The following is a 21,646-nucleotide window of genomic DNA, read 5'->3' as shown; positions in this document are numbered from 1 at the left end:
GGATGTTGACCTCGATCAACATCCGTATGCGGGGTTTCCCTAGGATGCGTGGCAGGGCGCTGCCGCCCTGCGAACGACCTGGAGGAGTCCTGCGATGAGCACCGTTTGGCAAACCCGTGTGCGCCGCCTCGTGGCGGCGTTGGGCCTTGGGGTGGTGGTGGGGGGGGCGCAAGCGCAATCGACCGACCCGCTGGTGGTGGGCGAGGTGATCGCTCGCGACCGTTGCGCCGTCTGCCACGGTCCATGCGGGCAGGGCGTGGCGGCCAATTTTCCGCGCCTGGCAGGGCAAAACCCACAGTACCTGGCCAACCAGCTCAAGGCGTTTGCGCGTGGCGAGCGCAAGGACACCGCGATGACCGAAAAGGTCAAAGGCCTCAGCGACAGCGACATCGAGGCGGTGGCCGAGTACTACGCGCGCCAAAAACCGGGCCACACCCCCAGCGGTGACGAGCTGCTGTTGGCCGTGGGGCGGTTCGTCTACGAGCGCGGCAACCGTCACTCGGGCTTGCCGCCGTGCGCCACCTGCCACGGGCCGGGTGCCGCGGGCACCACGGAACTGCCGCGGCTGGCCGGTCAGCATCCGCAGTACATCGTGCGCCAAGTTCAAGCGTTCAAAGAGCGCGGCGGCAGTCGGGACAACGCCATCATGCGCGTGATGTCGCACCGCTTGAGCGAGCTGGAGCTGGAAGCGGTGGCCGCGTACTTGGGTAACCTCAAGTGACCCCGCGCGCCCGCCGCGCCGGCGGGCGTGCAGGCCGCCCCGGGCTGCACGCGGTCAGCCGCCTTCGGCGTCGCCCAGGGTGATGCCTCCCATCACCTGGCTGAAGCCGCCATCCACATAGATGACCTCGGCGCTGATGCCGGCCGCCAGGTCGCTGAGCAAAAACGCTGCGGTGTGGCCGACGTCGTCGATCGTGACGTTGCGGCGGATGGGGGCGTTGTTTTCGACGACGTGCAGGATTTTGCTGAAGCCCTTGATGCCGCTGGCCGCCAGCGTCTTGATCGGGCCGGCCGAGATGGCGTTGACGCGCCAGCCGCGCCGCTGACTGCCCAGCGACTCGGCCAGGTAGCGCACGCTGGCTTCCAGGCTGGCCTTGGCCAGCCCCATGGTGTTGTAGGCCGGCACCATGCGCACCGCGCCCAGGTAGGTCAGCGTCAGCAGCGCGGCGTTGTCGTTGAGGTAGGGGCGCGCCGCCTTGGCCATCGCCGGAAAGCTGTAGGCGCTGATTTCGTGCGCGGTGCGGTAGGCCTCGCGGCTGAGGCCATCGAGAAAATCACCCGCGATGGCCTCGCGCGGCGCGTAGCCGATGCTGTGCACGAAGCCGTCGAACGTGGGCCAGTGTTCGCTGAGCTGGGCGAACAGGCGCTCGATGTTGGCGTCGTCGGCCACGTCGCACTCGAACACCAGGCTGGAGCCGAACTCGGCTGCAAACTCGGTGATACGGTCCTTGAAGCGCTCCCCCACGTAGCTGAAGGCCAACTGCGCCCCCTGCGCGTGGCAGGCACGCGCGATGCCGTAGGCGATTGAGCGGTTGGACAATACCCCGGTGATCAGCAGCTTCTTGCCGGCCAGAAAACCCATCGTGTGCGCTCCTCGTCGAGTTCGGAATTTCCTGCAGAATTGTCGCATGCATGTCAACGCGAGCGATCGCCGTTTGCCCCCGCGCGGCAGGCCCGTGCCGGGTGGCGTGCCGGCCACCGACGGGGTCGGGCCCCGCACGCGCACGCCGCCCGGGACGGGGCAGACCTGGCCCGGCGGCGTGCGCCGCTGGCGTGTGGCGGCCGGGGTGTGGTTGCTCGGGGCCTGGGCGTGGCTGGCGCTGCCGGTCGCCTGGGCGGCGCACGGCTACGCGCTGTGGGGGCACCTCAAGTACCCGGCCGACTTTGCCCATTTCGACTACGTCAACCCGCACGCCCCCAAGGGCGGCGAGCTGCGCCTGGTCAGCAACTCGCGCGCATCCACCTTCGACAAATACAACCCCTTCACGCTGCGCGGCAACGCCCCGGCGTACGTGAGTGACCTGGTGTTCGACACCTTGCTGGTGGGGGCGGCCGATGAGGTGGGGGCCGCCTACGGACTGCTGGCCGAGGACGTGCAGGTGGCTCCCGATGGCCTCAGCGCCACGTTTCGGCTGCGGCGCGAGGCGCGCTTTCACCACGGCAAGCCGGTGCTGGCCGAGGACGTGCGCCACACGTTCGAGACCCTGGTCGGGCCGCACACCTCGCCGGTGTACAAAACGCTGCTGGCCGATGTGGCGGGCGTGGACGTGCTCGACGAGCGCACGGTGCGGTTTCGCTTCCGCCAGCCCAACCGGGAGCTGCCGCTGACCGTGGGTGGGCTGCCGATTTTCAGCCGCGACTGGGGCGTGGACCCAGCCACGGGCCGACGCAAGCCGTTCAACGAGGTCGTGATGGACCACCCCATCGGCAGCGGGCCGTACCGCATCGGGCCGGTGAAGTTCGGGCGCGACATCACCTACGTGCGTGACCCCCACTACTGGGCGCGCGACCTGCCGGTGCGCCGCGGCACGTTCAATTTCGACCGCATCACGGTCAAGATCTACAAGGACAACACCGCGCGGCTGGAGGCACTGAAAGCGGGCGAGTTCGACCTGATGCGGTTTTTTTCCGCCGGTGACTGGGCGCGGCGCGTCAAGGGCAAGCGGTTCGACACCGGCGAGCTGGTCAAGGCCGAGTTCCGCCACCGCCTGCCCACGGGTTTTCAGAGCTACGTGCTCAACACACGCCGCGCACCGCTGGACGACATCCGCGTGCGCCAGGCGCTGGCGCTGGCGCTGGACTTCGAGTGGATGAACGAGCGGCTGTTTTATGGCAGCTACGAGCGCGTGCGTGGTTTGTTTGGCAACACCGCCTGCGCCGCGCAAGGCGAGCCGGACGAAGCCCAGGCGCGGCTGCTGCGGCCGTGGCTGGGCACGCTGCCGCCGGCGGTGTTGGGGCCGATGGCCGAACCGCCCCGCGCCGGCACGCCGCAGGCTCTGCGGGCCAACCTCAAGGCCGCGCAGGCTCTGTTGCGTGAGGCGGGCTGGACCTACCGCGACGGCGCCCTGCGCAACGCGCGCGGCGAGCCGCTGGTGCTGGAGTACCTCGACAGCAACGAAGCGGGGGCGCGGGTGGTCACACCGTGGCAGCACAACCTGGCGCGCATCGGGGTGCAACTGCGCTACCGTGCGGTGGACTTTGCGCTGTACCAACAGCGGCTGCGCACGTTCGACTTCGACATCGTGACGCTGGCGTTCGGCGGCACGCACAGCCCCGGGGCCGAGTACGCCGACCTGTTCGGCAGCGCCGCCGCGCGCACCGAGGATTCGGGCAACTTCACCGGCTTGGCCAACCCGGCGGTGGACGACCTGATCGAGCGCATGGTGCGGGCCAAGCGCGAGGAGGACTTTTTGGCCGCCTGCCGCGCGCTGGACCGGGCGGTGGCGCATCTGCACGTGCTGATCCCGCAGTGGTCCGCGCCCACGCACCGCATGGCGTACAACGCCTGGCGGCTGGACCGTCCCGCCCACATGCCGCCCTACGCCAGCGGCGAGGGCTGGGCCATCGAAACGTGGTGGGCGCGCCCCGAGGCGCGCGGCGCACGCTAGGATCGGGGTCACCATGTGGAGTTACGTCCTCAAGCGCCTGCTGTTGATGGTGCCCACGCTGTTGGGGGTTCTGCTGGTGACGTTTGTTGTTATCCAGTTTGTGCCCGGTGGGCCGGTGGACCAGTACCTGGCCGAAGCGCGTGCGGGGCTGGGCCACGGCGCCGAAGGTGGCATGGCCTACCGCGGTGGGCAAGGGGTGGATCCCAAGCGGCTGGAGCAAATCAAGGCGCTGTACGGCTTTGACAAGCCGGCGCACGAGCGCTTTGTGCAGATGTTGGGGCAGTTCGCCCGCTTCGATTTGGGGCAGAGCTTTTTCCAAAACAAGCCGGTGGCGCAGTTGATCGTGGAGAAGCTGCCGGTGTCGATGAGCCTGGGGTTGTGGACGTTTGTCATCAGCTACGCGGTGGCGGTGCCGCTGGGCATTGCCAAGGCGGTGCGCGCCGGCAGCCGGTTCGACGTTGTCACCTCCATCGTGGTGCTGGTGGCGTACGCCATCCCGGGCTTCGTGCTGGGCGTGGCGCTGTTGGTGGTGTTCGGGGGCCAGTTGCAGTGGTTCCCGCTGCGGGGTTTGGTCAGCGACCACTGGGACGAGCTCTCATGGGGCGCGCGCATCGTGGACTACCTGTGGCACATCACGCTGCCGGTGCTCTCGATGGTGCTGGGCAGCTTTGCCGTGACCACGATGCTGACCAAAAACGCGGTGCTGGAGGAAATCCGCAAACAGTACGTGCTGGTGGCGCGTGCCAAGGGGTTGGGGGAGCGTCAGATCCTGTGGAAGCATGTGCTGCGCAACGCGCTCATCCCCATCGTCACGGGTTTCCCGGCGGCGTTCGTGGGGGCGTTTTTCACCGGCAGCCTGCTGATCGAGACGCTGTTTTCGCTCGATGGTCTGGGGCTGCTCAGCTACGAGAGCGTGATCCGGCGCGACTACCCCGTCGTGTTGGGCACGCTGTACCTGTTCACGCTGATTGGGCTGCTCACCAAGCTGGTGAGCGACCTGTGCTACGTTTGGGTGGATCCGCGTGTCAAGTTCGACTGAAACCGCGCTGGCCACGCTCAGCCCCGCGCGGCGCGCGTGGCGGCGCTTTGCACGCCACCGGCTGGGGTTGGTGAGCCTTGTGCTGTTTGCGGCGATGGTGGCGCTGAGCCTGGCGGCGGAGTTGATCTCCAACGACCGGCCGGTGCTGGTGCGCTACCAGGGCCAGTGGTACGTGCCGCTGCTGCACGACTACCCCGAGACGACGTTCGGCGGAGACTTCGACACCCCCACCGACTACCTCGATCCGGACATCCGTGCGCGCCTGACCCGCGATGGCAACTGGGCCCTGTACCCGCCCAACCCCTACGGTGCGCGGGCGCTGAACTATTGGGCGCCCGGCCCACACCCCGCGCCACCCAGCGCCGCCAACCTGTTGGGCACCGACGACCGTGGGCGCGACCTGCTGGCGCAGTTGATTTACGGCTTTCGCATCAGCGTGTTGTTTGCGCTGGCGCTGACCGCCACCGGCGTCGTGCTGGGCGTGCTGGCCGGCGCGGTGCAGGGGTACTTCGGCGGACGCATCGACCTGACGTTGCAGCGCCTGATCGAAATCTGGTCGTCGATGCCCGAGCTGTACCTGCTCATCATCTTCAGCGCGCTGTTTGCTCCCAGCGTGGCGCTGCTGCTGGTGCTGCTGAGCTTGTTTGGATGGATGGGCCTGGCCGACTACGTGCGCGCCGAATTTTTGCGCAACCGCCAGCTCGACTACGTGCGCGCAGCGCGGGCCATGGGGCTGGGGCACGGCGCCATCATCTGGCGCCATATCCTGCCCAACAGCCTCACGCCCGTGGTGACGTTTTTGCCGTTTCGCATGAGCGCGGCCATCCTGGCATTGACCTCGCTCGATTTTCTTGGTCTGGGCGTGCCGCCGGGCACCCCCAGCCTGGGCGAGTTGCTGGCGCAGGGCAAGGCCAACATCGACGCGTGGTGGATTTCGCTGTCCACCTTTGGCGTGCTGACCCTGACGCTGACGCTGCTGACCTTCATGGGCGACGCGCTGCGCGACGCGCTCGACCCCCGCAAGGCCGACTGACGATGGCACCTGTGACGAACCCCACCCCGCTGCTGCAGGTGCGCGACCTGTCGGTCGCCTTCGGTGACCGGGTGGTGGTGCGGGACGTGTCGTTCGAGCTGGCCAGCGGCGAAACCCTGGCGCTGGTGGGTGAGTCGGGGTCGGGCAAGACCGTCACCGCGCTGGCGCTGATGCGGCTGCTGCCCGAAGTGCGCGTGCAGGGACAGGTGTGGCTGCAGGGTGAGCAGGTGCTGGCCGTGCCTGAGCGACGTCTGCGGGCCTTGCGGGGCGAGGCGGTGGCGTACGTATTTCAGGAGCCGATGACCGCGCTCAACCCCCTGTACACGGTGGGCGAGCAGATCGCCGAGGCCCTGCGGGCCAAGCGCGGCCTGGACGCGCGCAGCGCCTGGGCGCGCGCCGAGCAGGTGCTGGCCGAGGTGGGGCTGGACGACCCGGCGCGGCGCGCCCGCCAATACCCGCACCAGTTGAGCGGCGGGCAGCGCCAACGTGCGCTGATCGCGCAGGCGCTGGCGTTGCAGCCGCGCGTGCTGGTGGCCGATGAGCCTACGACGGCGCTGGACGCCAGCCTGCGCGTGCAGATGCTGCAACTGCTGCACGAGCTGCGTCGCCGTCACGGGCTGGCGGTGCTGTTGATCACGCACGACCTGCACCTGGTGCGTCGTTTTGCCGACCGCGTGGTGGTGATGCAGCAGGGCCAGGTGGTCGAAAGCGGCCCGACCGGCCAACTGATGACGGCGCCGGCGCACCCCTACACCCAACGCCTGCTGGCCAGCCGACCGCGGCGCGATCCCGCCCGGCTGCGGCCCGCGGCCGACGACGATGCGCCGGTGCTGACCCTGCACGACGTGCGGGTGCGCTACCCCGTGTCCAAGCCCGGTTGGCGTGGCTGGTGGCAGCGCGGTTGGTTTGAGGCGGTGCGTGGCGTCAGCGCCACGCTGCGCGGCGGGCGCACGCTGGCGGTGCTGGGGGAGTCGGGCAGCGGCAAATCGACGCTGGCGCTGGCGGCGCTCGGGTTGTTGCCTGCCGAAGGTGACATCCGGGTGCTGGGGCAGCGCTGGCAGGGGGACGCCGCCGACCGGGCGCTGCGCCGCCACATTCAAGTCGTGTTTCAGGACCCGTTCTCCTCGCTGTCGCCGCGGTTGACGTTGCAGCAAATCGTCGAAGAGGGGTTGCGCGTGCACGAGCCGCAGCTCGACGCCGGGCAGCGCCAGAGGCGGGTCGTGCAGGCGTTGCGCGAGGTCGGGCTGTTCGACGCCGACACGCCGCCGCACGAGGCGGCGGCCTGGTTGCAGCGCTACCCGCACGCGTTGTCCGGTGGGCAACGCCAGCGCATCGCCCTGGCGCGCGCGCTGGTGGTGCGGCCACGCGTGCTGGTGCTGGATGAGCCGACCAGCGCCCTGGACGTGACGGTGCAGCAGCAGGTGTTGCAGTTGCTGTTGCGGCTGCAACGCGAGCAAGGCCTGGCGTACCTGCTGATCACCCACGACGTCGAGGTGGTGCAGGCGCTGGCCCACGAGGTGCTGGTGATGCGCGCCGGCCAGGTGCTCGAAGCGGGCGACGCCGAGCAGGTGTTGCGCGCCCCGCGCGATCCGTACACGCGCACGCTGCTGGCCAGCGCGCTGGCCCCCGAGCAGGACGGCGAGGTCACGACGGCCGTCTTGTGATCCAATGCAGGGCCACGACCGGCCCACGATGCCCTACGACGAGGAGACCCCGACCCATGCCCCATGATGCGCACACGGCCATGCCCGGCCCCGAAGTGACGATCGACCTGTGGTCGCCGCTGCGTTGGCTGCAACGCGGCGCCCGTGACTACGCGGCCAACCCGCTGCCTGGTGTGCTGCACGGGTCGCTGATGGCGCTGTTTGGCATCATCGTGCTGGTGGCGCTGCGCGACCGGTTCTGGCTGCTGGCGGGGGCGTTTTCCGGGTTTTTGATCATCGCGCCAGTGCTGGCTTCGGGGCTGTACGCCGTCAGTTGGTACCTGGAACGTGGCCAAAAGGTGTGCTGCCAAGAGGTGATGGCCCTGTGGGCGTCGGGTGACCGGCGCCTGATCACCTTTGGCCTGCTGTTGGCGTTGGCCGGCACCGGCTGGGTGTTGACCTCGGCGGCGCTGATCACGTTGTGGGCGCCCGTGCCCATCGAGCGGCCGCTGGATTTCGTGCGCCATGTGGTGCTGGCCCCCGACATCGGGCTGTTCGAAGTCTGGTTGCTGCTGGGCGCGTGGCTGGCCGCACCGGTGTTTGCCTCCAGCGTGATGGCACTGCCGATGATGGTGGACACCCACACGCCACTGTGGCGCGCCGTGGGCGAGAGCTGGCGCGCGGTGGGCGCGCAGCCTGTCGTCATGGGGCTGTGGGCGGTGGTGATTGCCGTGCTGGTGGGCTTGGGCATGGCGCTGGCCATGGTCGGTTTGATCGTTGTGGTGCCGCTGCTGGCCTACGCCAGTTGGCACGCTTACCGGGATTTCGAACGCGCCGGTCTCATCACCCCCGTGCGCGCGCCGAGGGCATGATGGAAGGTACGCTGTTTGGTTACACAGAGGCGCAGGTGGCGCAGTTCGGCTTGACGTTTGGCGTCGGCGCGTTCATCCTGTACATGCTGTTCATCGTGTTCAACTTGGCGCGCGAATCCAAGGCGGGCAAGTTTGGCACCTTCATCCTGTTTTTGGTGCTGTCGCTAGGCATGTTGGGGTTTGTGGCTAAAAATGTGATTCAGTGGATCATCGGGATTTGACGGTGGCGCGGGCCGAGGCCCGCAAACGCTTCGGGTTGGGAGGAGCGACATGACGGCAGCGACGCATTACACGGTGCCCGGGCGCACCACCGACGAAACCTACCGTGTGGGCGAGCGGGCGCTGCACGGCGTCGTGGAAGGGTGGAACGAGCGCGTGGTGCCGGGTTTCGTGCTCGAATTCGGCAACGGCGGGCTGAAGTTGCTGCCCGATGGACACGCCAAGGCGCTGGCGTTGCGGTTCAACCAGATCAAACGGTTGCGCATCGACCCGATCGCCGCGCCAACAGGCCCGCTGTCCGGGTTTGGCGACGAAGCGTTGCAGTCCTTTGCGGTGCAGCTGCGCGACGGCTCCGTGTACGCCGGCCTGTGTTACGACTGCCGGCGCACCACCGACGGGCTGTGGATTTTCCCCAAACCGGCGCGCGAGGGTGATCCCGAGCGGGTCTTCATCCCGCGCAGCGCCATCACCAACTACCAACTGCAGCGTGGTGACGGTGGGTTGCTGGCCGACTCCGATTTTGGTGCCAGTTTGCTGCAGGACGCCGACGCCAGCGACGCCGCGGTGACCGAACCCGTGGCGGTCACGGTGCAGACCCCACAGCAATTGCAAGAGGCGTTGCAGCGCCAGGCCACGCTCAAGCCCGTGCCCATCGGCGAGGCGCTGATCGGCCTGGGCAAGATCACGGCCGAACAACTGCAGCGCGCTTTGCAACAGCAAAAGGCCAAGGGGACACCCCTGGGGCAAACGCTGGTCGAGATGGGGTTGATCCAGCCGGAAGATTTGCGCGTCGCCCTGGCGCGCAAGATGGGCTATCCGTTCGTCGACGTGCGGCACTACCCCGTGGATCCGGAGGCGTTGCGTTTGGTTCCGGCGGCGCTGGCCAGCCGGCTGCGGGTGCTGCCGCTGGCCCTGGTGGGCAACTCGCTGGTGGTGGCGATGGCCGACCCGCTGCAATTCAAGGCCATCGACGAGCTGGAGTTCACGGCGCAGCGCAAGGTGTTGCCGGTCGTGGGCAGCGCGGTGGACTTGCCGGAGCGCATCGCCCAAGTCTATCGCCAGGCGGGTCTCGGGCCCGCGCGGGAAGCCAAGGCGCCCGCCGGTCAGGGTACGGAAGCCACCGCGGCCGAGCGCGCGGTCGAGGCCTGGCAGCTCGCGGCCGAGCTGGTCAGCGGTGCGGGTGAGGACGACAGCGCCGAGCGCCCGATCGAACAATCGGACAACACGCTGGTGCGGCTGGTCAATTCGATGATCATCGAAGCCTTCCACCAGCGGGCCTCCGACATCCACATCGAGCCTTACCCCGGGCGCGACCATGTGATCATTCGTTTCCGGGTGGATGGCGAGTTGCGGCCCTACCTGGAGTTGCCGGCCAGTTACCGCAACGCGCTGGTGGCGCGCATCAAGGTGATGAGCGACCTCGACATCTCGGAGCGGCGCAAGCCCCAGGACGGCAAGATCCACTTCATGCGTTTTGGTGGCCTGCCGATCGAGCTGCGCGTGGCCACCATCCCGACCAGCAGCGGCCTGGAGGACGTGGTGATACGCCTGCTGCAGTCCACCGCCACGCTGCCGTTGACGGGGTTGCACCTGAGTGCGCGCAACCTGAGCGTCATCGAAGAGATCTTGACGCGCCCGTACGGGCTGTTTCTGTGTGCGGGGCCCACCGGCTCGGGCAAGACGACCACCCTGCATGCCGCGTTGCAGCGCCTTAACACCCCCAACCGCAAAATCTGGACCGCCGAAGACCCGGTGGAAATCACCCAGCGCGGTTTGCGCCAGATCCAGGTCAACCCCAAGATCGGCTGGACGTTTGCGGCGGCGCTGCGCGCGCTGTTGCGGGCGGACCCGGACGTCATCATGGTGGGCGAAATCCGCGACCCGGAAACGGCCGAGATGGCCATCGAGGCGTCGCTGACCGGGCATTTCGTGATGTCGACGCTGCACACCAACTCGGCGGCGGAGACGATTTTGCGCCTGCACGACCTGGGGGTCGATCCGTTTTCGTTTGCCGATTCGCTGCAAGGCATTTTGGCGCAACGCCTGGTGCGACGGCTGTGCCCGGCGTGTGTGCAGCACGAGCCGGTTCCAGAGGCGCGGTTGCACGAACTGATGCGCGACTACCAGGCCCAGCTGCCGCCGGACCACCCGCTGCGCGACGAAACGCGCCTGCTGGCGCATTGGCAGGAACATTTCAGCCGCGATGGGGCTTTGATGCTGTCGCACGCGCCCGGGTGTCGCGAGTGCGGTGAAACCGGCTACCGAGGCCGGCTGCCGCTGCACGAGCTGCTGGCCACCAGCGCCGAGGTGCGTCACCTGGTGCAGACCCGTGCGCAGCCGGCCCTGATCCAGACCCAGGCCATCCGCGAAGGCATGCGCACGCTACGCCAGGATGGCATCGAAAAGGTGCTGATGGGGCTGACCACGCTGGCCGAGGTGCGGGCCTCAAGCAACCTTTGAGGTGGGCGGCGGCGCGCCGACCGTGGGCGCGCACGCCGCCGGCCGTGTCAACAGCCGCGCGTGATCGGCATCTCCACCTCGGGCGCGCGGACCAGGTGTTTGGCCAGTTCCAGCTTGGCGATGGCGTTGCGGTGCACCTCGTCGGGGCCGTCGGCCAAGCGCAGCGTGCGCTGATGGGCGTAGCTGCGCGCCAACGGCGTGACCTGCGACACACCCGCGCCTCCCCAGGCCTGGATGGCCCAATCGATGACCTTGCACGCCACGTTGGGGGCCACGACCTTGATCATCGCGATTTCGGCCTTGGCCGCTTTGTTGCCGACGGTGTCCATCATGTAGGCGGCTTTGAGCACCAGCAGCCGGGCCTGCTCGATCATGCAGCGCGCCTCGGCGATACGCTCGTGCCAGATGGTTTGCGCGGCGATGGGCTTGCCAAACGCCACGCGGCTGTTGAGGCGCTGGCACATCAGCTCCAAGGCGCGCTCGGCCGCGCCGATGGATCGCATGCAGTGGTGGATGCGCCCGGGGCCCAGGCGTCCCTGCGCGATCTCGAAGCCACGGCCCTCGCCCAGCAGGATATGGTCCACCGGCACGCGCACGTTGGTCAGCTCCACTTCCATGTGGCCGTGCGGGGCGTCGTCGTAGCCGAACACCGACAGCGCGCGCACCACGCGGATGCCGGGGGTGTCGGCCGGCACCACGATCATCGACTGCTGGGCGTGACGCGGCGCGTCGGGGTTGGTCTTGCCCATCACGATGTACACCGCACAGCGCGGGTCGCCGGCGCCAGACGACCACCACTTGCGCCCGTTGATGACGTAATGGTCGCCGTCGCGCTCGATGCGACACTGGATGTTGGTGGCGTCGGACGAGGCGACCTCCGGTTCGGTCATCAAAAACGCCGAGCGGATCTCGCCACGCAGCAGCGGCTCGAGCCAGCGATCCTTGATCGCCTCGCTGGCGTAGCGCTCCAGCGTCTCCATGTTGCCGGTGTCGGGGGCGGAGCAGTTGAACACCTCGGCGGCCCACGGCACGCGCCCCATGATTTCGCACAGCGGCGCGTACTCCAGGTTGCTCAGGCCCTGCGGCGCCCTGGGCGAGTTGGGCAAAAACAGGTTCCACAGCCCCGCCGCGCGCGCCTTGGGTTTGAGCTCTTCGATCAAGCGCGTAGGCACCCAGGCGTTGCCGGCGGCGCGGTTGGCCTCGACCTCGGCCTCGAAGCGTTCCTCGTTGGGGTAGATGTGCTCGTCCATGAACGCCATCAGGCGTTCGCGCAGGGCTTGCACGCGGGGGCTGTAGGCAAAGTCCATGGCGGTTCTCCGGCGGTTGGGGTGTTCAGGTGGCTTGTTGGGCAAAACGCCACGCCAGCTGCGCCATGGGGCGCGCACCGGCGGCGCTGGCGCGCGCCTGGGCGCTGGAGGCGGTGCCCAGCTCGACGCGTTTGGCAATGCCTTGCAGGATGGCGGCCAGCCGAAAGGCGTTGTAGGCCATCAAAAACGGCCAGGCTTGGCGCAGTTGCGCCGGCGTGGCCAAGCCGGTGGCGTCGCAATAGCGTTCGATGTACTCGTCTTCGGACGGGATGCCCAGCGCCGCCAGGTCCAGCCCGGCGATGCCGCGAAACGCCCCCGGCTCGATGTGCCACGACATGCAGTGGTAGCTGAAGTCCGCCAACGGGTGGCCCAGCGTCGACAGCTCCCAGTCCAGCACGGCGACGATGCGGGGCTCGGTGGGGTGGAACATCAGGTTGTCGAGCCGGTAGTCGCCGTGCACGATGCTGACCAGGCGTTCGTCGCGCGCCAGATCCGGCAGGTGGGCGGGCAGCCACGCCATCAACGCGTCCATCTCGGGGATCGGGTCGGTGATGGAGGCGACGTACTGCTTGCTCCAGCGCGCGATCTGGCGCTCGAAGTAGTTGCCCGGTTTGCCGTAGTCGTCCAGGCCCACGGCGTGCACGTCCACGGTGTGCAGCGCGGCCAGCACGCGGTTCATTGCCAGGTAGTGCGCGCGCCGCTGCTCGGGGTCCATCCCGGGCAGCGACTGGTCCCACAGCACCCGGCCCTCAACGTGCTCCATCACGTAAAAGGCGCGACCGATGACCGCTTCGTCCTCGCACAGCAGCAGCATGCGTGGCACCGGCACGGCGGTGGCCGCCAGCGCCTGCATGACGCGGAATTCGCGCTCGATGGCGTGCGCCGAAGGCAGCAGCTTGGCCACCGGGCCGGGCTTGGCGCGCATCACGTAGGTGCGCTGCGGCGTGGTCAGGCGGTAGGTGGGGTTGGATTGCCCGCCGGGGAATTTGTCGACGCGCAACGGGCCGGTGAAGCCCGGCAGGTGCTGCTGCAGCCATGCCTGCAGCGCGGCCACATCCAGCGCGTGGGCGGCGGGGGTGCCGGTGGGGGAGGGGGTGTCGGTGGTCATCGCGTGGCGGGGCGCGGCCGCACCGCCACGCCCAGGTTCAAGGTTCGGCTTCGACGATGCGCATCAGCAGGCCGCGGTCGCGCACCACCAGCCCGCCGGGCTCGATGCGAATGGCCCCTTCGCGCTCCATCGTCTTGAGTTCCTGGTTGACGCGCTGGCGCGACGCGCCCAGCAGTTGCGCCAATTCCTCTTGCGCCAGGTGCAGCCCGATGCGGGTTTCGTCGCCGTGCGCCAGGCACGGCACCCCGTACGACCGCGCCAGGTGCAGCAGTTGCTTGGCCAGGCGCGCACGCAGCGGCAAGGTGTTGAGGTCTTCGACCAGGCCAAACAGCGTGCGGATGCGCCGTGCGTGCAGACGCAGCAGCGCTTCGTACAGCTCGACGTGCTGGTCCAGGATTTTGCGAAAGTCGCTGCGCGCCACACACAGTAGGGTGGTGGCGCCATGCGCGTAGGCGTCGTGCGTGCGCGCATCGCCATCGAACATCGCCACGTCGCCAAACCACACGCCCGGCTCCACGTAGGTCAGCGTGATCTGTTTGCCGGTGATCGAGGTCGAGCTGACCCGCACCGCGCCCTTGGCGACCGCGCTCCACATCGAGGGCGGGTCGCCGCGCGCGCAAATCAGCTCGCCGTCTTGGTACCGTTTGACAAAGGCGCATCGCAGGATGTCGTGCCGCAACGAAGGTGAGAGGCTGCTAAACCAGCGACCGTGGTTGATCGCCTCGCGTTCTTCCATTGTCAGCATCGGTTCATCCAGCGGTTGTCGTGTGAGCGACTGCACGTGCATCGGTTGTCTCCTGTGCGACCGAGGAAGGTTTATCGGTACTGGGGCTTGCGTTTGTCCAGGAACGCCTGAATGCCCTCGCCCGCGTTAGGGTGGTGCAGGTTGCGCACGAAGTGTTCGCGCTCGTCCCGCAAGTGGCGGCTCAGGCTGTGATCCCAGGCGTCGTTGGCCAGCGTTTTGATGCTGGCCAGCGCGTTGGGCGCCTGCGCGTTGAGGCGTTCGGCCAGCGCCAAGGCCTCGGCCAGCGCCGCCCCAGGGTCGGTCAACGTGGTGACCAGGCCCAGTTGGTGCAGCCGGGCCGCGTCGGTGCGCTCGCCCAGCATCAGCAGCTGCAACGCCGTGGCGCGTGGCAGTTGACGCAGCAGGCTCCAGGTCGCCCCACCGTCGGGCGACAGGCCGACGTTGACATAGGCCATCACGAACACCGCGTTGCGCGCCGCCACCAGCAGGTCGCACGCCAGCGCCAGCGAAAACCCCGCTCCGGCGCAGGCGCCTTCCACCGCCGCGATGACGGGTTTGGGAAAGCTGCGCACGGCTTCGATCCAGCCGTGCAGCGCGTCGATGCTTTCGGCCTGCACCTCGGGGGGCTGTTGTCGGTTGGCCAGCAGGCGCTGCAGGTTGCCACCGGCGCAAAACGTGCCGCCAGCGCCGGTGATGATGACCGAGCGCACCTCCTGGTTGCGCTCGGCGGCGATCAGGGCTTCGATGCCGGCGACGTAGATTTCGGGGGCCAGCGCGTTGCGCTGCTGCGGGTTGTCGATGGTCAACAGCAGCGTGTTGCCGTGGGTGTGGCTTTGCAGCGTGGCGGTCATGCCCTCAATCCTCCGTGTGCAGCAGGCTCAGGCCCAGCGCACCGCGCCGGCGCAGCCACGGCGAAGGCCGGTAGCGCATGTCGCCATACACGGTTTGCAGGTTGAACAGGATTTCCAGCACGCTGGCCGCGCCCACGCGGTCGCCCATGGCCAGCGGCCCGGCAGGGTAGCCCAGGCCCAGCGTGACTGCGGTCTCCAGGTCGGCGGGGGTGCATATGCCTTGCTGGCAGATGTCGGCGGCGATGTTGACGATGGTGGCCACGACCCGCTGCGTGACGAAGCCGCCGCTGTCGCGGATGACGCTGACCGCCTTGCCGTCGCGCGCGAACAGCGCCTGCGCGGCGGCGCGCATGTCGCTGCGGGTGGCCGGGTTGGTGGCCAGCACGCGGCGCTTGACCGCGCCATCGGGCAGCATCATGTCGATGCCGACGGTGCGCCCGGGGTCGAGCCGTTCCACGGCGGCCACCGTCGTCACGTCATGCCCCAGCGGCGCCACGACGATCAGCGCGTCGGCCGAAGGCTGCGCGGCGGTCTCGATGGTCGCCCCCAGATCGTTGAGCAGCTGCAGCAGCTCGGCACGGCGAGCGGCACGCCCGGGCACCCACACGGGCGGCAGCGACGTCACCGTGGGCAACGGCGGCTCCGGCGGCACTTGGGCCTGGCCATCGACGTAGCGGTAAAAACCCTCGCCCACCTTGCGCCCCAGCACACCGCCGGCCAAGCGCTGCGCGGCGATCACGCTGGGGCGAAAACGCGGCTCCTCGTAGTACTGGTGGTAAATCGACTCCATCACCGGTTGCGACACGTCCAGCGCGGTCAGGTCCAGCAGCTCGAACGGCCCAAGGCGAAAGCCCATTTGGTCCTTGAGGATGCGGTCGATGGTGGCGAAGTCGGCCACGCGCTCGCCGGCGATGCGCAGCGCTTCGGTGATGTAGCCGCGCCCGGCGTGGTTGACGATGAAGCCGGGGGTGTCTTGCGCCAGCACGGGCGTGTGGCCCATGTCGCGCGCAAACGCCGCCAGCCGCTCGGCCACGCCCGCGTCGGTTTTGAGTCCGCGCACGACCTCGACCACCTTCATCAGCGGCACCGGGTTGAAAAAGTGAAACCCGGCCAGCCGTTGCGGCGCCCGCAGCCGGCTGCCGATCGCGGTGACCGACAGCGACGAGGTGTTGGTGGCCAGCACCGCGTCGGGAGCGACCACGTCTTCGAGCTGCGCGAACAACGCCTGCTTGGCGTCGAGCCGCTCGACGATGGCTTCGATGACCAGCTCGCACGGCGCCAGTTGCGCCACCTCGGTCACCGGCACCAGACGTTGGGCGCACGCGGCGGCTGCCGAGGCCTCCAAGCGTCCCTTGGCCACGAGCTTGTCCCAGGTGTCGCGCAGCGCGTGGCAGGCCGCCTCCACGGCGCTGGGTTGGGCGTCGAGCATGTGCACCGTGGCGCCCGCCTGGGCGGCGATTTGGGCGATGCCTCGCCCCATGGCGCCGGTGCCGACGATGCCGATGTTGCGAAAAGTGAGACGTTGGTCGGGGGTGCTCATGGTGAACCGAAGGGATGTGGGCGCGGATATGCCAGAATTGGCCATCGGAGTCCGCTGAAGATCAACGCAATGGACATCAAGCATAACCGCACCCGGGGCTGCCTGACGGCCGCCGCCTTGCTGCCACTGGCCGCGGGCGTGGCGGCGCAGTCGCTGGGTGGGGTGGGCGGCGCGGTGATCATCGGGCGTCCGCTGGATATTGTGGTGCAAAGCAGCCTCAGCGCCGACGACGCGGCGGCGCTGTGCGCGCAGGCCACGGTGCGCTACGGCGACACGGCGTTGCCAGCGAGTGAGGTCACCCTCACCGTGGTGCGCGACGATCCGCGCGGCAGTGGCCTGCGGGTGCGGGCGCGGGCGCCGGTCAACGAGCCGTTCGTCGGTGTGGACGTGCGCGTGGGGTGCCAAGGGGCACTGGCGCGCAGCTACACGCTGCTGGCGGATCTGGAACCGCTGCGGCCGGCCGCAGCACCGGCGGTCGCGGCACCTGCAGTGCCGTCGGGGGCGCCCGCGCCGACCCCGGCGGTGCGGGCGGCCAGCGCGGTGCGACCAGGGGCGGACAGTGCGGCGGCGCCCACCGAGCCCGAAACGCCTGTGCGGCTGCCACCGCCCGCGGCGCGTCCGCCAGGGGTCACCCGGTTGGCCAGCAAAACCCCGCCGGTGTCCGCCGCCGCGCCCCGGCCGCAGGCGGCCGGTGGGGTGCGCGCGGCGGTCGAGCCGCCCGCCGCGCCGTCCGGACCACGGCTCAAGCTCGACCCCGTTGAGGTGGCGCCCCAGCCCGCCGTCGGGCCCGTGACGCCCGGGGCCTCGGCTGAGGGCGGGGTGCCGGCAACCAGCGGGGCGGCCGCCCCGCCAGCGGCCGAACCCACGGCCGTGCCCCCGGCGGTGCAGCAGGAGTTGGAACGTCTGCGGCAGGAGCAGCAGCGCCTGCTCGCGGCCGTGGAAGGCCTAAACCGCGAGCTTGCCGCGGCACGCGAAGAGCGCTGGCCCGTGTGGTTGTGGCCCGCCGTCGCGGGGGCGGTGGGTCTGCTGCTGGGCGCGCTGGGGTGGGCCCGGCGCCGCGGCACGACGCTGGCGGCCGTGCCGTGGTGGGCCGCCCCCGCCACGCCGGCCGCGGCGTCGCCGCCGGCCGCCGCTGCGCCAGCCCCAAGCGTCGTGAACAGCCCCGCGCCCGCGCCCGTGCCCGCCGAACCGGTGGCGGATGAATCGGTCGTGCTCGGGGGGGACGGGGGCAGCGTCTTTGGGGACACCGACGCCACATCGCTTCCCTCCGCAGCGGATGGCACGGTGCAGCGCGTGGCCGCTGGGCCGATCGGTGGCGGCCACGCAACCCCCGAGGCCGCGCCGCCGGCGGCGGCGCTGGACTTCGCCGCGTTGCATGAATTGTGGGAACGGGTGACGTTTTTCGAAGACCTTGGGCAAGCGGCGGATGCCGTGGCGGCCCTGCGCAGCTTTGTGCTGGCCCACCCCGGGGCCAGCGAGGCACCGTACTTGCGTTGGTGGTACGTGGCCAAGCTCAACGGTCTGGACGCGCGTCTGGCCCAGGTCACCTACGAGCAGCACTACCACCGCCTGCTGGCGCCCGATGACGGGCGCGCGACGTTGCTGGACGACGGCGCGCTGCTGCAAGCGCTGCAAGCGCACTGGCCCGGGGCTGAGGCCCGGCATCTGATCGAAACCGCGTTGGCGTCCCAGCCGGGTGACGCGGGCAGCCCGTTGCAGGTGCGCACGGTGGCGGCGTTCGACGACTTGATCACGCTGCACGGCATGCTGGACTTGCTGCCCCTGCTGCCGTTGACCGAGGGCACTGCCCCGGCGGCCGACGACGACCACGTCATCGACTTCGACTTCAGCGGCTGGCAGCCGCCTGGCGCCCCGGCGGCGCCCGACGGCAAGTCGGCCTCTTGAGCGCTCGGCGCTCGGTCTCAGCGCCGCACGTGCAGCGCACCCGGGTTGACGATGTTGGTCGGGGTGCCCTTGATGTAGTTGACCACGTTGTCGAACGCGGCGGAAAAATATTTTTCGTAGCTGTCCAGCTCGACAAAGCCGATGTGCGGCGTGCACACGCAGTTTTCCAGCCGCAGCAGCGCGTGCCCCTGCAAAATCGGTTCGCTCTCGAACACATCCACCGCCGCCATGCCTGGCCGGCCGCGGTTGAGCGCGGCCACCAGCGCGTCGGGCTCGATCAGCTCGGCGCGCGCCGTGTTGACCAACAGCGCGGTCGGTTTCATGCGCGACAAGTCGTCCAACCGCACGCAGCCGCGGGTGGCGTCGCTCAGGCGCAGGTGCAGGCTGAGCACGTCGCTGTGCGTGAACAGGCTGTCCTTGTCGTCCACGGGCTCGCAACCGTCGGCACGGGCCTGCGCGCGGCTGGCTTCGCTGCCCCACACCAACACCCGCATGCCAAACGCACGCCCGTACCCGGCCACCAGGCGCCCGATGCGGCCGTAGCCCCAGATGCCCAGCGTGCGCCCACGCAGCACCTGGCCCAGACCAAAGTTGGGCGGCATCGAGGCGGCTTTGAGGCCTGACTGTTGCCACGCCCCGTGCTTGAGGTGGCTGACGTACTGCGGGATGCGGCGCATCGCGGCCATGATCAAGGCCCACGTCAGCTCGGCCGGGGCCACGGGATCCCCCACCCCTTCAGCCACCGCAACGCCGTGCTCGGTGCACGCCTGCACGTCGATGTGCGCGCCGACGCCGCCGGTTTGCGCGATCAACTTCAAGCGCGGCAGCTTTTCCAGCAACGCCCGCGTGATGTGGGTGCGCTCGCGGATCAGCACGACGATGTCGGCGTCGCGCAAGCGCACGGCCAGCTGCCCGACCCCCTTGACGTTGTTGGTGTAGACCTTGGCCGGGTAGGGGTCGAGCTTGCGCGCGCACGCCAGTTTGCGCACGGCGTCTTGGTAATCGTCGAGGATCACGATGTTCATGGCCCGGCTATTGTGCCCGTTGTCGCCACGGTGCCGACACGCCAGCGTCCGATGGCGTAGCATCCAACCCCATGAACACGACCACCACCGCCGCAGCCGCCGTTCCCGGCGCCGCCGCGCCCGTGCCTTGGGGACGGGACGCCACCGTGATGGCGCTCGTCGGGCTGGCGCACGCGACGTCGCATTTTTCGCACCTGCTGCTGGCGCCGCTGTTTCCCATCTTCATGCGCGAGTTTGGGCTGAGCTACGCCGAGGTCGGGGTGCTGACGAGCGTGTTTTTCGTCATCTCGGGCGTGGGGCAGGCGCTGTCCGGGTTCGTTGTGGATCGGGTCGGGGCACGGCCGGTGCTGTTTGCGGCCATCGTGTGTTTTCTCGGATCGGCCTTGGCGGCGGCCCAAGCCCAAGGGTACGCCGGGCTGTTGGTGGCGGCGGTGTTGGCAGGGGTGGGCAACGCGCCGTTTCACCCGGTGGACTTTTCCATCTTGAACCAGCGTGTGTCGGCGCCGCGGCTGGGCTACGCTTACAGCGTGCATGGCCTCACGGGCAACCTGGGTTGGGCGCTGGCGCCGGTGTTTTTGGTTGGCGTGGCCACGCTGGACCAATGGCGCAGCGCGTACTGGGCTGCGGCGGGGGTCTACGTGGTCGTGCTGGGGGTGCTGTGGTGGCAGCGCGACCACCTGCGCACCGACGTGGTGCGCCGCGGCGCTGAGCACCGGGTCGCCGACGACTTGGCGTTTCTGCGCTTGCCGGTGGTGTGGTGGTGTTTTGGGTTTTTTCTGCTGTCCACGATGACGCTGGCGGTGGTGCAGACCTACGCGGTGTCGATCCTGCAGGTGGTGCACGCGGTGCCGCTGCCGACGGCCACGTTGACCGTGACGGCGTACATGCTGGCCGGCGCGGTGGGCATGGCGGTGGGGGGCTGGGTGGCGGCGCGTGCGGCGGCCGTGGACCGCGTGGTGGCCCTGACCATGGCGGCGGGCGCCCTGCTGATGCTGCTGGCCGCCACGGGTTGGTTGGGTGGGGTGGGGTCGATGGCCGCGTTGGCCGTGACGGGGTTGGCGGTGGGCATCGGTGGCCCCAGCCGCGACCTGCTGATCCGTCGCGCCACGCCCAAGGGCGCCACGGGGCGCGTGTACGGTACCGTGTACTCGGGGCTGGACACCGGGTTTGCCGTGGCGCCGCTGGTGTTCGGGCTGTTGATGGACCACGGCTGGTACGCGGCCACGTTGGCCGGCGGCGCGGTCACCCTGCTGTTGGCGGTGGTGGCGGCGCTGGCCGTGGGGCAACGCACCCGTGTCGGCTGATGGGGGCCGTCAAGCACCGCGCTTGCGCAGCCGGGCGATGAAGAAGGCGTCGGTGCGCCGCGTGGGCAGGATACGCCGCGCCAGTGACAGGTCGGGGTGCAAGGTTTGGCCGTGCCAAGCCGTCAGTCCGGGCAGCGCCGGCAATTCGACCGGCCACGGCAGCGGCTCCAACGTCATGTCGTCGCGTGCCCGCAGCAGCCCGTCGACGATGCATTCGTTTTCCTCGGGCGACAGTGAGCAGGTGCTGTACACCAACACCCCGCCGGGGCGCAGCGCCTCGGCTGCGGAGTGGATCAAGCGCGCTTGCAGCGCGGCGCTGGCGCGCACCTTGCGCGGGCTCCAATGCTGCCACGACGTGGGGTCGAGCCGCGTGAACTGCGCCTGCGACGAGCACGGCGCATCCAGCAGCACGCGGGCGAAGCGCTGCGGCACCAGCCGCCCCACCACCGTGCCGTCTTTCAGGTACGGCTGGGCGCAGCGCACACCCAGCCGCTGCAGGTTGGCGCGCATGCGGTGAAAGCGCGCCCGCACCGGCTCCACCGCCGCGATGCGGCCTTGGTTGCCCATCAGCGTCGCCATCAGCGCTGTCTTGCCCCCGGGCGCGGCGGCCAGGTCCAGCACCTCCTCACCCGGCTGGGGTTGCAACGCCCACACCGCCGCCATGCTGGCCAGCCCCTGAATATAGATCACGCCCTGCTCGACGAGTGGGTGGTGGGTCAACGCGCTGCGCCAGTGCGGCTCGACCTCGTACACCCCGAGCGCGGCGTCGATCGGCCGCGGCGCCAGCGCCGCCAGGGCGGGGAGCACCTGCGCCGGGTCGTGGCCGCGCAGGGGGTTGAGGCGCCACACCACCGTCTTGGGTTCGGTGTAGCTGGCCAGCACGGTGTCGCGCCACGCCGCAGGCAGCAAGGCGTCGAGCAAGTCGGCAAAAGCCGCTGGCAGGGGCGGCAGTGCGTCGAGGGGCGTGGGGCGCGGGTCAGCCATCGC

Annotated in this window: 18 protein-coding genes; 10 read left to right on the top strand and 8 right to left on the bottom strand. The window is 69.3% G+C overall.

Annotation, left to right across the window (positions count from 1 at the left end):
• The first annotated feature begins 94 nt into the window (after positions 1-94).
• Complete coding sequence (locus EDC36_RS01765) at positions 95-721, top strand: c-type cytochrome (protein WP_132961545.1); 627 nt, start codon at positions 95-97, stop codon at positions 719-721.
• Positions 722-775: 54 nt separating this feature from the next.
• Here the strand turns inward: EDC36_RS01765 and fabI are convergent, their stop codons facing one another.
• Positions 776-1,582, bottom strand: a complete 807-nt coding sequence (gene fabI, locus EDC36_RS01760) for an enoyl-ACP reductase FabI (RefSeq protein ID WP_132961544.1) — start codon at positions 1,580-1,582, stop codon at positions 776-778.
• Positions 1,583-1,628: 46 nt separating this feature from the next.
• On the opposite strand from fabI, the gene EDC36_RS01755 reads away from it, so the two are divergent.
• The 7 genes from EDC36_RS01755 to EDC36_RS01725 are packed head-to-tail and all read left to right on the top strand — an operon-like array spanning position 1,629 to position 10,874.
• Positions 1,629-3,608: an extracellular solute-binding protein gene (locus EDC36_RS01755; protein ID WP_132961543.1), complete on the top strand. Its 1,980-nt coding sequence runs from the start codon at positions 1,629-1,631 to the stop codon at positions 3,606-3,608.
• 13 nt (positions 3,609-3,621) lie between these two features.
• Positions 3,622-4,647 (top strand): microcin C ABC transporter permease YejB, encoded by a 1,026-nt coding sequence (locus EDC36_RS01750; protein WP_132961542.1) that lies wholly within the window; start codon positions 3,622-3,624, stop codon positions 4,645-4,647.
• A complete protein-coding gene (locus tag EDC36_RS01745) occupies positions 4,631-5,680 on the top strand; it encodes an ABC transporter permease (RefSeq protein ID WP_132961541.1) in 1,050 nt (349 codons plus the stop codon). The genes EDC36_RS01750 and EDC36_RS01745 overlap by 17 nt, the downstream gene beginning before the upstream one ends.
• Positions 5,681-5,682: 2 nt before the next feature.
• Complete coding sequence (locus tag EDC36_RS01740; protein ID WP_132961540.1) at positions 5,683-7,344, top strand: dipeptide ABC transporter ATP-binding protein; 1,662 nt, start codon at positions 5,683-5,685, stop codon at positions 7,342-7,344.
• Positions 7,345-7,400: 56 nt separating this feature from the next.
• The gene (locus EDC36_RS01735; protein ID WP_132961539.1) at positions 7,401-8,195 is read left to right on the top strand and encodes a DUF2189 domain-containing protein; all 795 of its coding nucleotides are present in this window, start codon (positions 7,401-7,403) and stop codon (positions 8,193-8,195) included.
• Entirely contained in the window at positions 8,195-8,416 is a 222-nt protein-coding gene (locus EDC36_RS01730) for a DUF2788 domain-containing protein (RefSeq protein ID WP_132961538.1), read from the top strand. The genes EDC36_RS01735 and EDC36_RS01730 overlap by 1 nt, the downstream gene beginning before the upstream one ends.
• Positions 8,417-8,465: 49 nt before the next feature.
• Positions 8,466-10,874: a GspE/PulE family protein gene (locus EDC36_RS01725; protein WP_132961537.1), complete on the top strand. Its 2,409-nt coding sequence runs from the start codon at positions 8,466-8,468 to the stop codon at positions 10,872-10,874.
• A gap of 47 nt (positions 10,875-10,921) precedes the next feature.
• On the opposite strand, the gene EDC36_RS01720 is transcribed toward EDC36_RS01725, so the two are convergent.
• From EDC36_RS01720 to EDC36_RS01700, 5 genes are read right to left on the bottom strand one after another with little or no spacing between them, the layout of a single operon-like run.
• On the bottom strand, positions 10,922-12,181 hold the full coding sequence (locus EDC36_RS01720; RefSeq protein WP_132961536.1) for an acyl-CoA dehydrogenase family protein: 1,260 nt from the start codon (positions 12,179-12,181) through the stop codon (positions 10,922-10,924).
• A 25-nt stretch (positions 12,182-12,206) separates the two neighbouring features.
• Complete coding sequence (locus EDC36_RS01715; RefSeq protein WP_132961535.1) at positions 12,207-13,289, bottom strand: phosphotransferase family protein; 1,083 nt, start codon at positions 13,287-13,289, stop codon at positions 12,207-12,209.
• Positions 13,290-13,326: 37 nt separating this feature from the next.
• Complete coding sequence (locus tag EDC36_RS01710) at positions 13,327-14,046, bottom strand: Crp/Fnr family transcriptional regulator (RefSeq protein ID WP_132961702.1); 720 nt, start codon at positions 14,044-14,046, stop codon at positions 13,327-13,329.
• Positions 14,047-14,105: 59 nt separating this feature from the next.
• Positions 14,106-14,885, bottom strand: coding sequence for an oxepin-CoA hydrolase, alternative type (locus EDC36_RS01705; protein ID WP_132961534.1), 780 nt, complete (start codon positions 14,883-14,885; stop codon positions 14,106-14,108).
• A 4-nt stretch (positions 14,886-14,889) separates the two neighbouring features.
• Positions 14,890-16,425: a 3-hydroxyacyl-CoA dehydrogenase gene (locus EDC36_RS01700; protein ID WP_132961533.1), complete on the bottom strand. Its 1,536-nt coding sequence runs from the start codon at positions 16,423-16,425 to the stop codon at positions 14,890-14,892.
• Positions 16,426-16,494: 69 nt separating this feature from the next.
• On the opposite strand from EDC36_RS01700, the gene EDC36_RS01695 reads away from it, so the two are divergent.
• Positions 16,495-18,330 carry a hypothetical protein gene (locus tag EDC36_RS01695; protein WP_132961532.1) on the top strand — a complete coding sequence of 612 codons (1,836 nt, stop codon included), beginning with the start codon at positions 16,495-16,497 and terminating at the stop codon, positions 18,328-18,330.
• 17 nt (positions 18,331-18,347) lie between these two features.
• Here EDC36_RS01695 and EDC36_RS01690 read toward each other — a convergent pair whose 3' ends face one another.
• On the bottom strand, positions 18,348-19,355 hold the full coding sequence (locus tag EDC36_RS01690; RefSeq protein ID WP_132961531.1) for a D-2-hydroxyacid dehydrogenase family protein: 1,008 nt from the start codon (positions 19,353-19,355) through the stop codon (positions 18,348-18,350).
• A 71-nt stretch (positions 19,356-19,426) separates the two neighbouring features.
• On the opposite strand from EDC36_RS01690, the gene EDC36_RS01685 reads away from it, so the two are divergent.
• A complete protein-coding gene (locus tag EDC36_RS01685) occupies positions 19,427-20,659 on the top strand; it encodes an MFS transporter (RefSeq protein ID WP_243646429.1) in 1,233 nt (410 codons plus the stop codon).
• A gap of 9 nt (positions 20,660-20,668) precedes the next feature.
• On the opposite strand, the gene EDC36_RS01680 is transcribed toward EDC36_RS01685, so the two are convergent.
• The gene (locus EDC36_RS01680; protein ID WP_132961530.1) at positions 20,669-21,643 is read right to left on the bottom strand and encodes an RsmB/NOP family class I SAM-dependent RNA methyltransferase; all 975 of its coding nucleotides are present in this window, start codon (positions 21,641-21,643) and stop codon (positions 20,669-20,671) included.
• Between the last annotated feature and the right edge of the window lie 3 nt (positions 21,644-21,646).

It is taken from the genome of Tepidimonas ignava (genome assembly GCF_004342625.1).
GTDB lineage: Bacteria > Pseudomonadota > Gammaproteobacteria > Burkholderiales > Burkholderiaceae_C > Tepidimonas > Tepidimonas ignava.
The sequence above is the reverse complement of the archived record's forward strand: the minus strand, read 5'-3'. Positions and strand labels throughout refer to the sequence as shown.

Coding starts and splice junctions, on each gene's coding strand:
- EDC36_RS01690 (WP_132961531.1), bottom strand. CDS start 19,355: ATGAACATCGTGATCCTCGACGATTACCAAGACGCCGTGCGCAAACTG.
- EDC36_RS01740 (WP_132961540.1), top strand. CDS start 5,683: ATGGCACCTGTGACGAACCCCACCCCGCTGCTGCAGGTGCGCGACCTG.
- EDC36_RS01700 (WP_132961533.1), bottom strand. CDS start 16,425: ATGAGCACCCCCGACCAACGTCTCACTTTTCGCAACATCGGCATCGTC.
- EDC36_RS01695 (WP_132961532.1), top strand. CDS start 16,495: ATGGACATCAAGCATAACCGCACCCGGGGCTGCCTGACGGCCGCCGCC.
- fabI (WP_132961544.1), bottom strand. CDS start 1,582: ATGGGTTTTCTGGCCGGCAAGAAGCTGCTGATCACCGGGGTATTGTCC.
- EDC36_RS01735 (WP_132961539.1), top strand. CDS start 7,401: ATGCCCCATGATGCGCACACGGCCATGCCCGGCCCCGAAGTGACGATC.
- EDC36_RS01715 (WP_132961535.1), bottom strand. CDS start 13,289: ATGACCACCGACACCCCCTCCCCCACCGGCACCCCCGCCGCCCACGCG.
- EDC36_RS01720 (WP_132961536.1), bottom strand. CDS start 12,181: ATGGACTTTGCCTACAGCCCCCGCGTGCAAGCCCTGCGCGAACGCCTG.
- EDC36_RS01765 (WP_132961545.1), top strand. CDS start 95: ATGAGCACCGTTTGGCAAACCCGTGTGCGCCGCCTCGTGGCGGCGTTG.
- EDC36_RS01755 (WP_132961543.1), top strand. CDS start 1,629: ATGCATGTCAACGCGAGCGATCGCCGTTTGCCCCCGCGCGGCAGGCCC.
- EDC36_RS01730 (WP_132961538.1), top strand. CDS start 8,195: ATGGAAGGTACGCTGTTTGGTTACACAGAGGCGCAGGTGGCGCAGTTC.
- EDC36_RS01750 (WP_132961542.1), top strand. CDS start 3,622: ATGTGGAGTTACGTCCTCAAGCGCCTGCTGTTGATGGTGCCCACGCTG.
- EDC36_RS01680 (WP_132961530.1), bottom strand. CDS start 21,643: ATGGCTGACCCGCGCCCCACGCCCCTCGACGCACTGCCGCCCCTGCCA.
- EDC36_RS01725 (WP_132961537.1), top strand. CDS start 8,466: ATGACGGCAGCGACGCATTACACGGTGCCCGGGCGCACCACCGACGAA.
- EDC36_RS01705 (WP_132961534.1), bottom strand. CDS start 14,885: ATGACCGCCACGCTGCAAAGCCACACCCACGGCAACACGCTGCTGTTG.
- EDC36_RS01685 (WP_243646429.1), top strand. CDS start 19,427: ATGAACACGACCACCACCGCCGCAGCCGCCGTTCCCGGCGCCGCCGCG.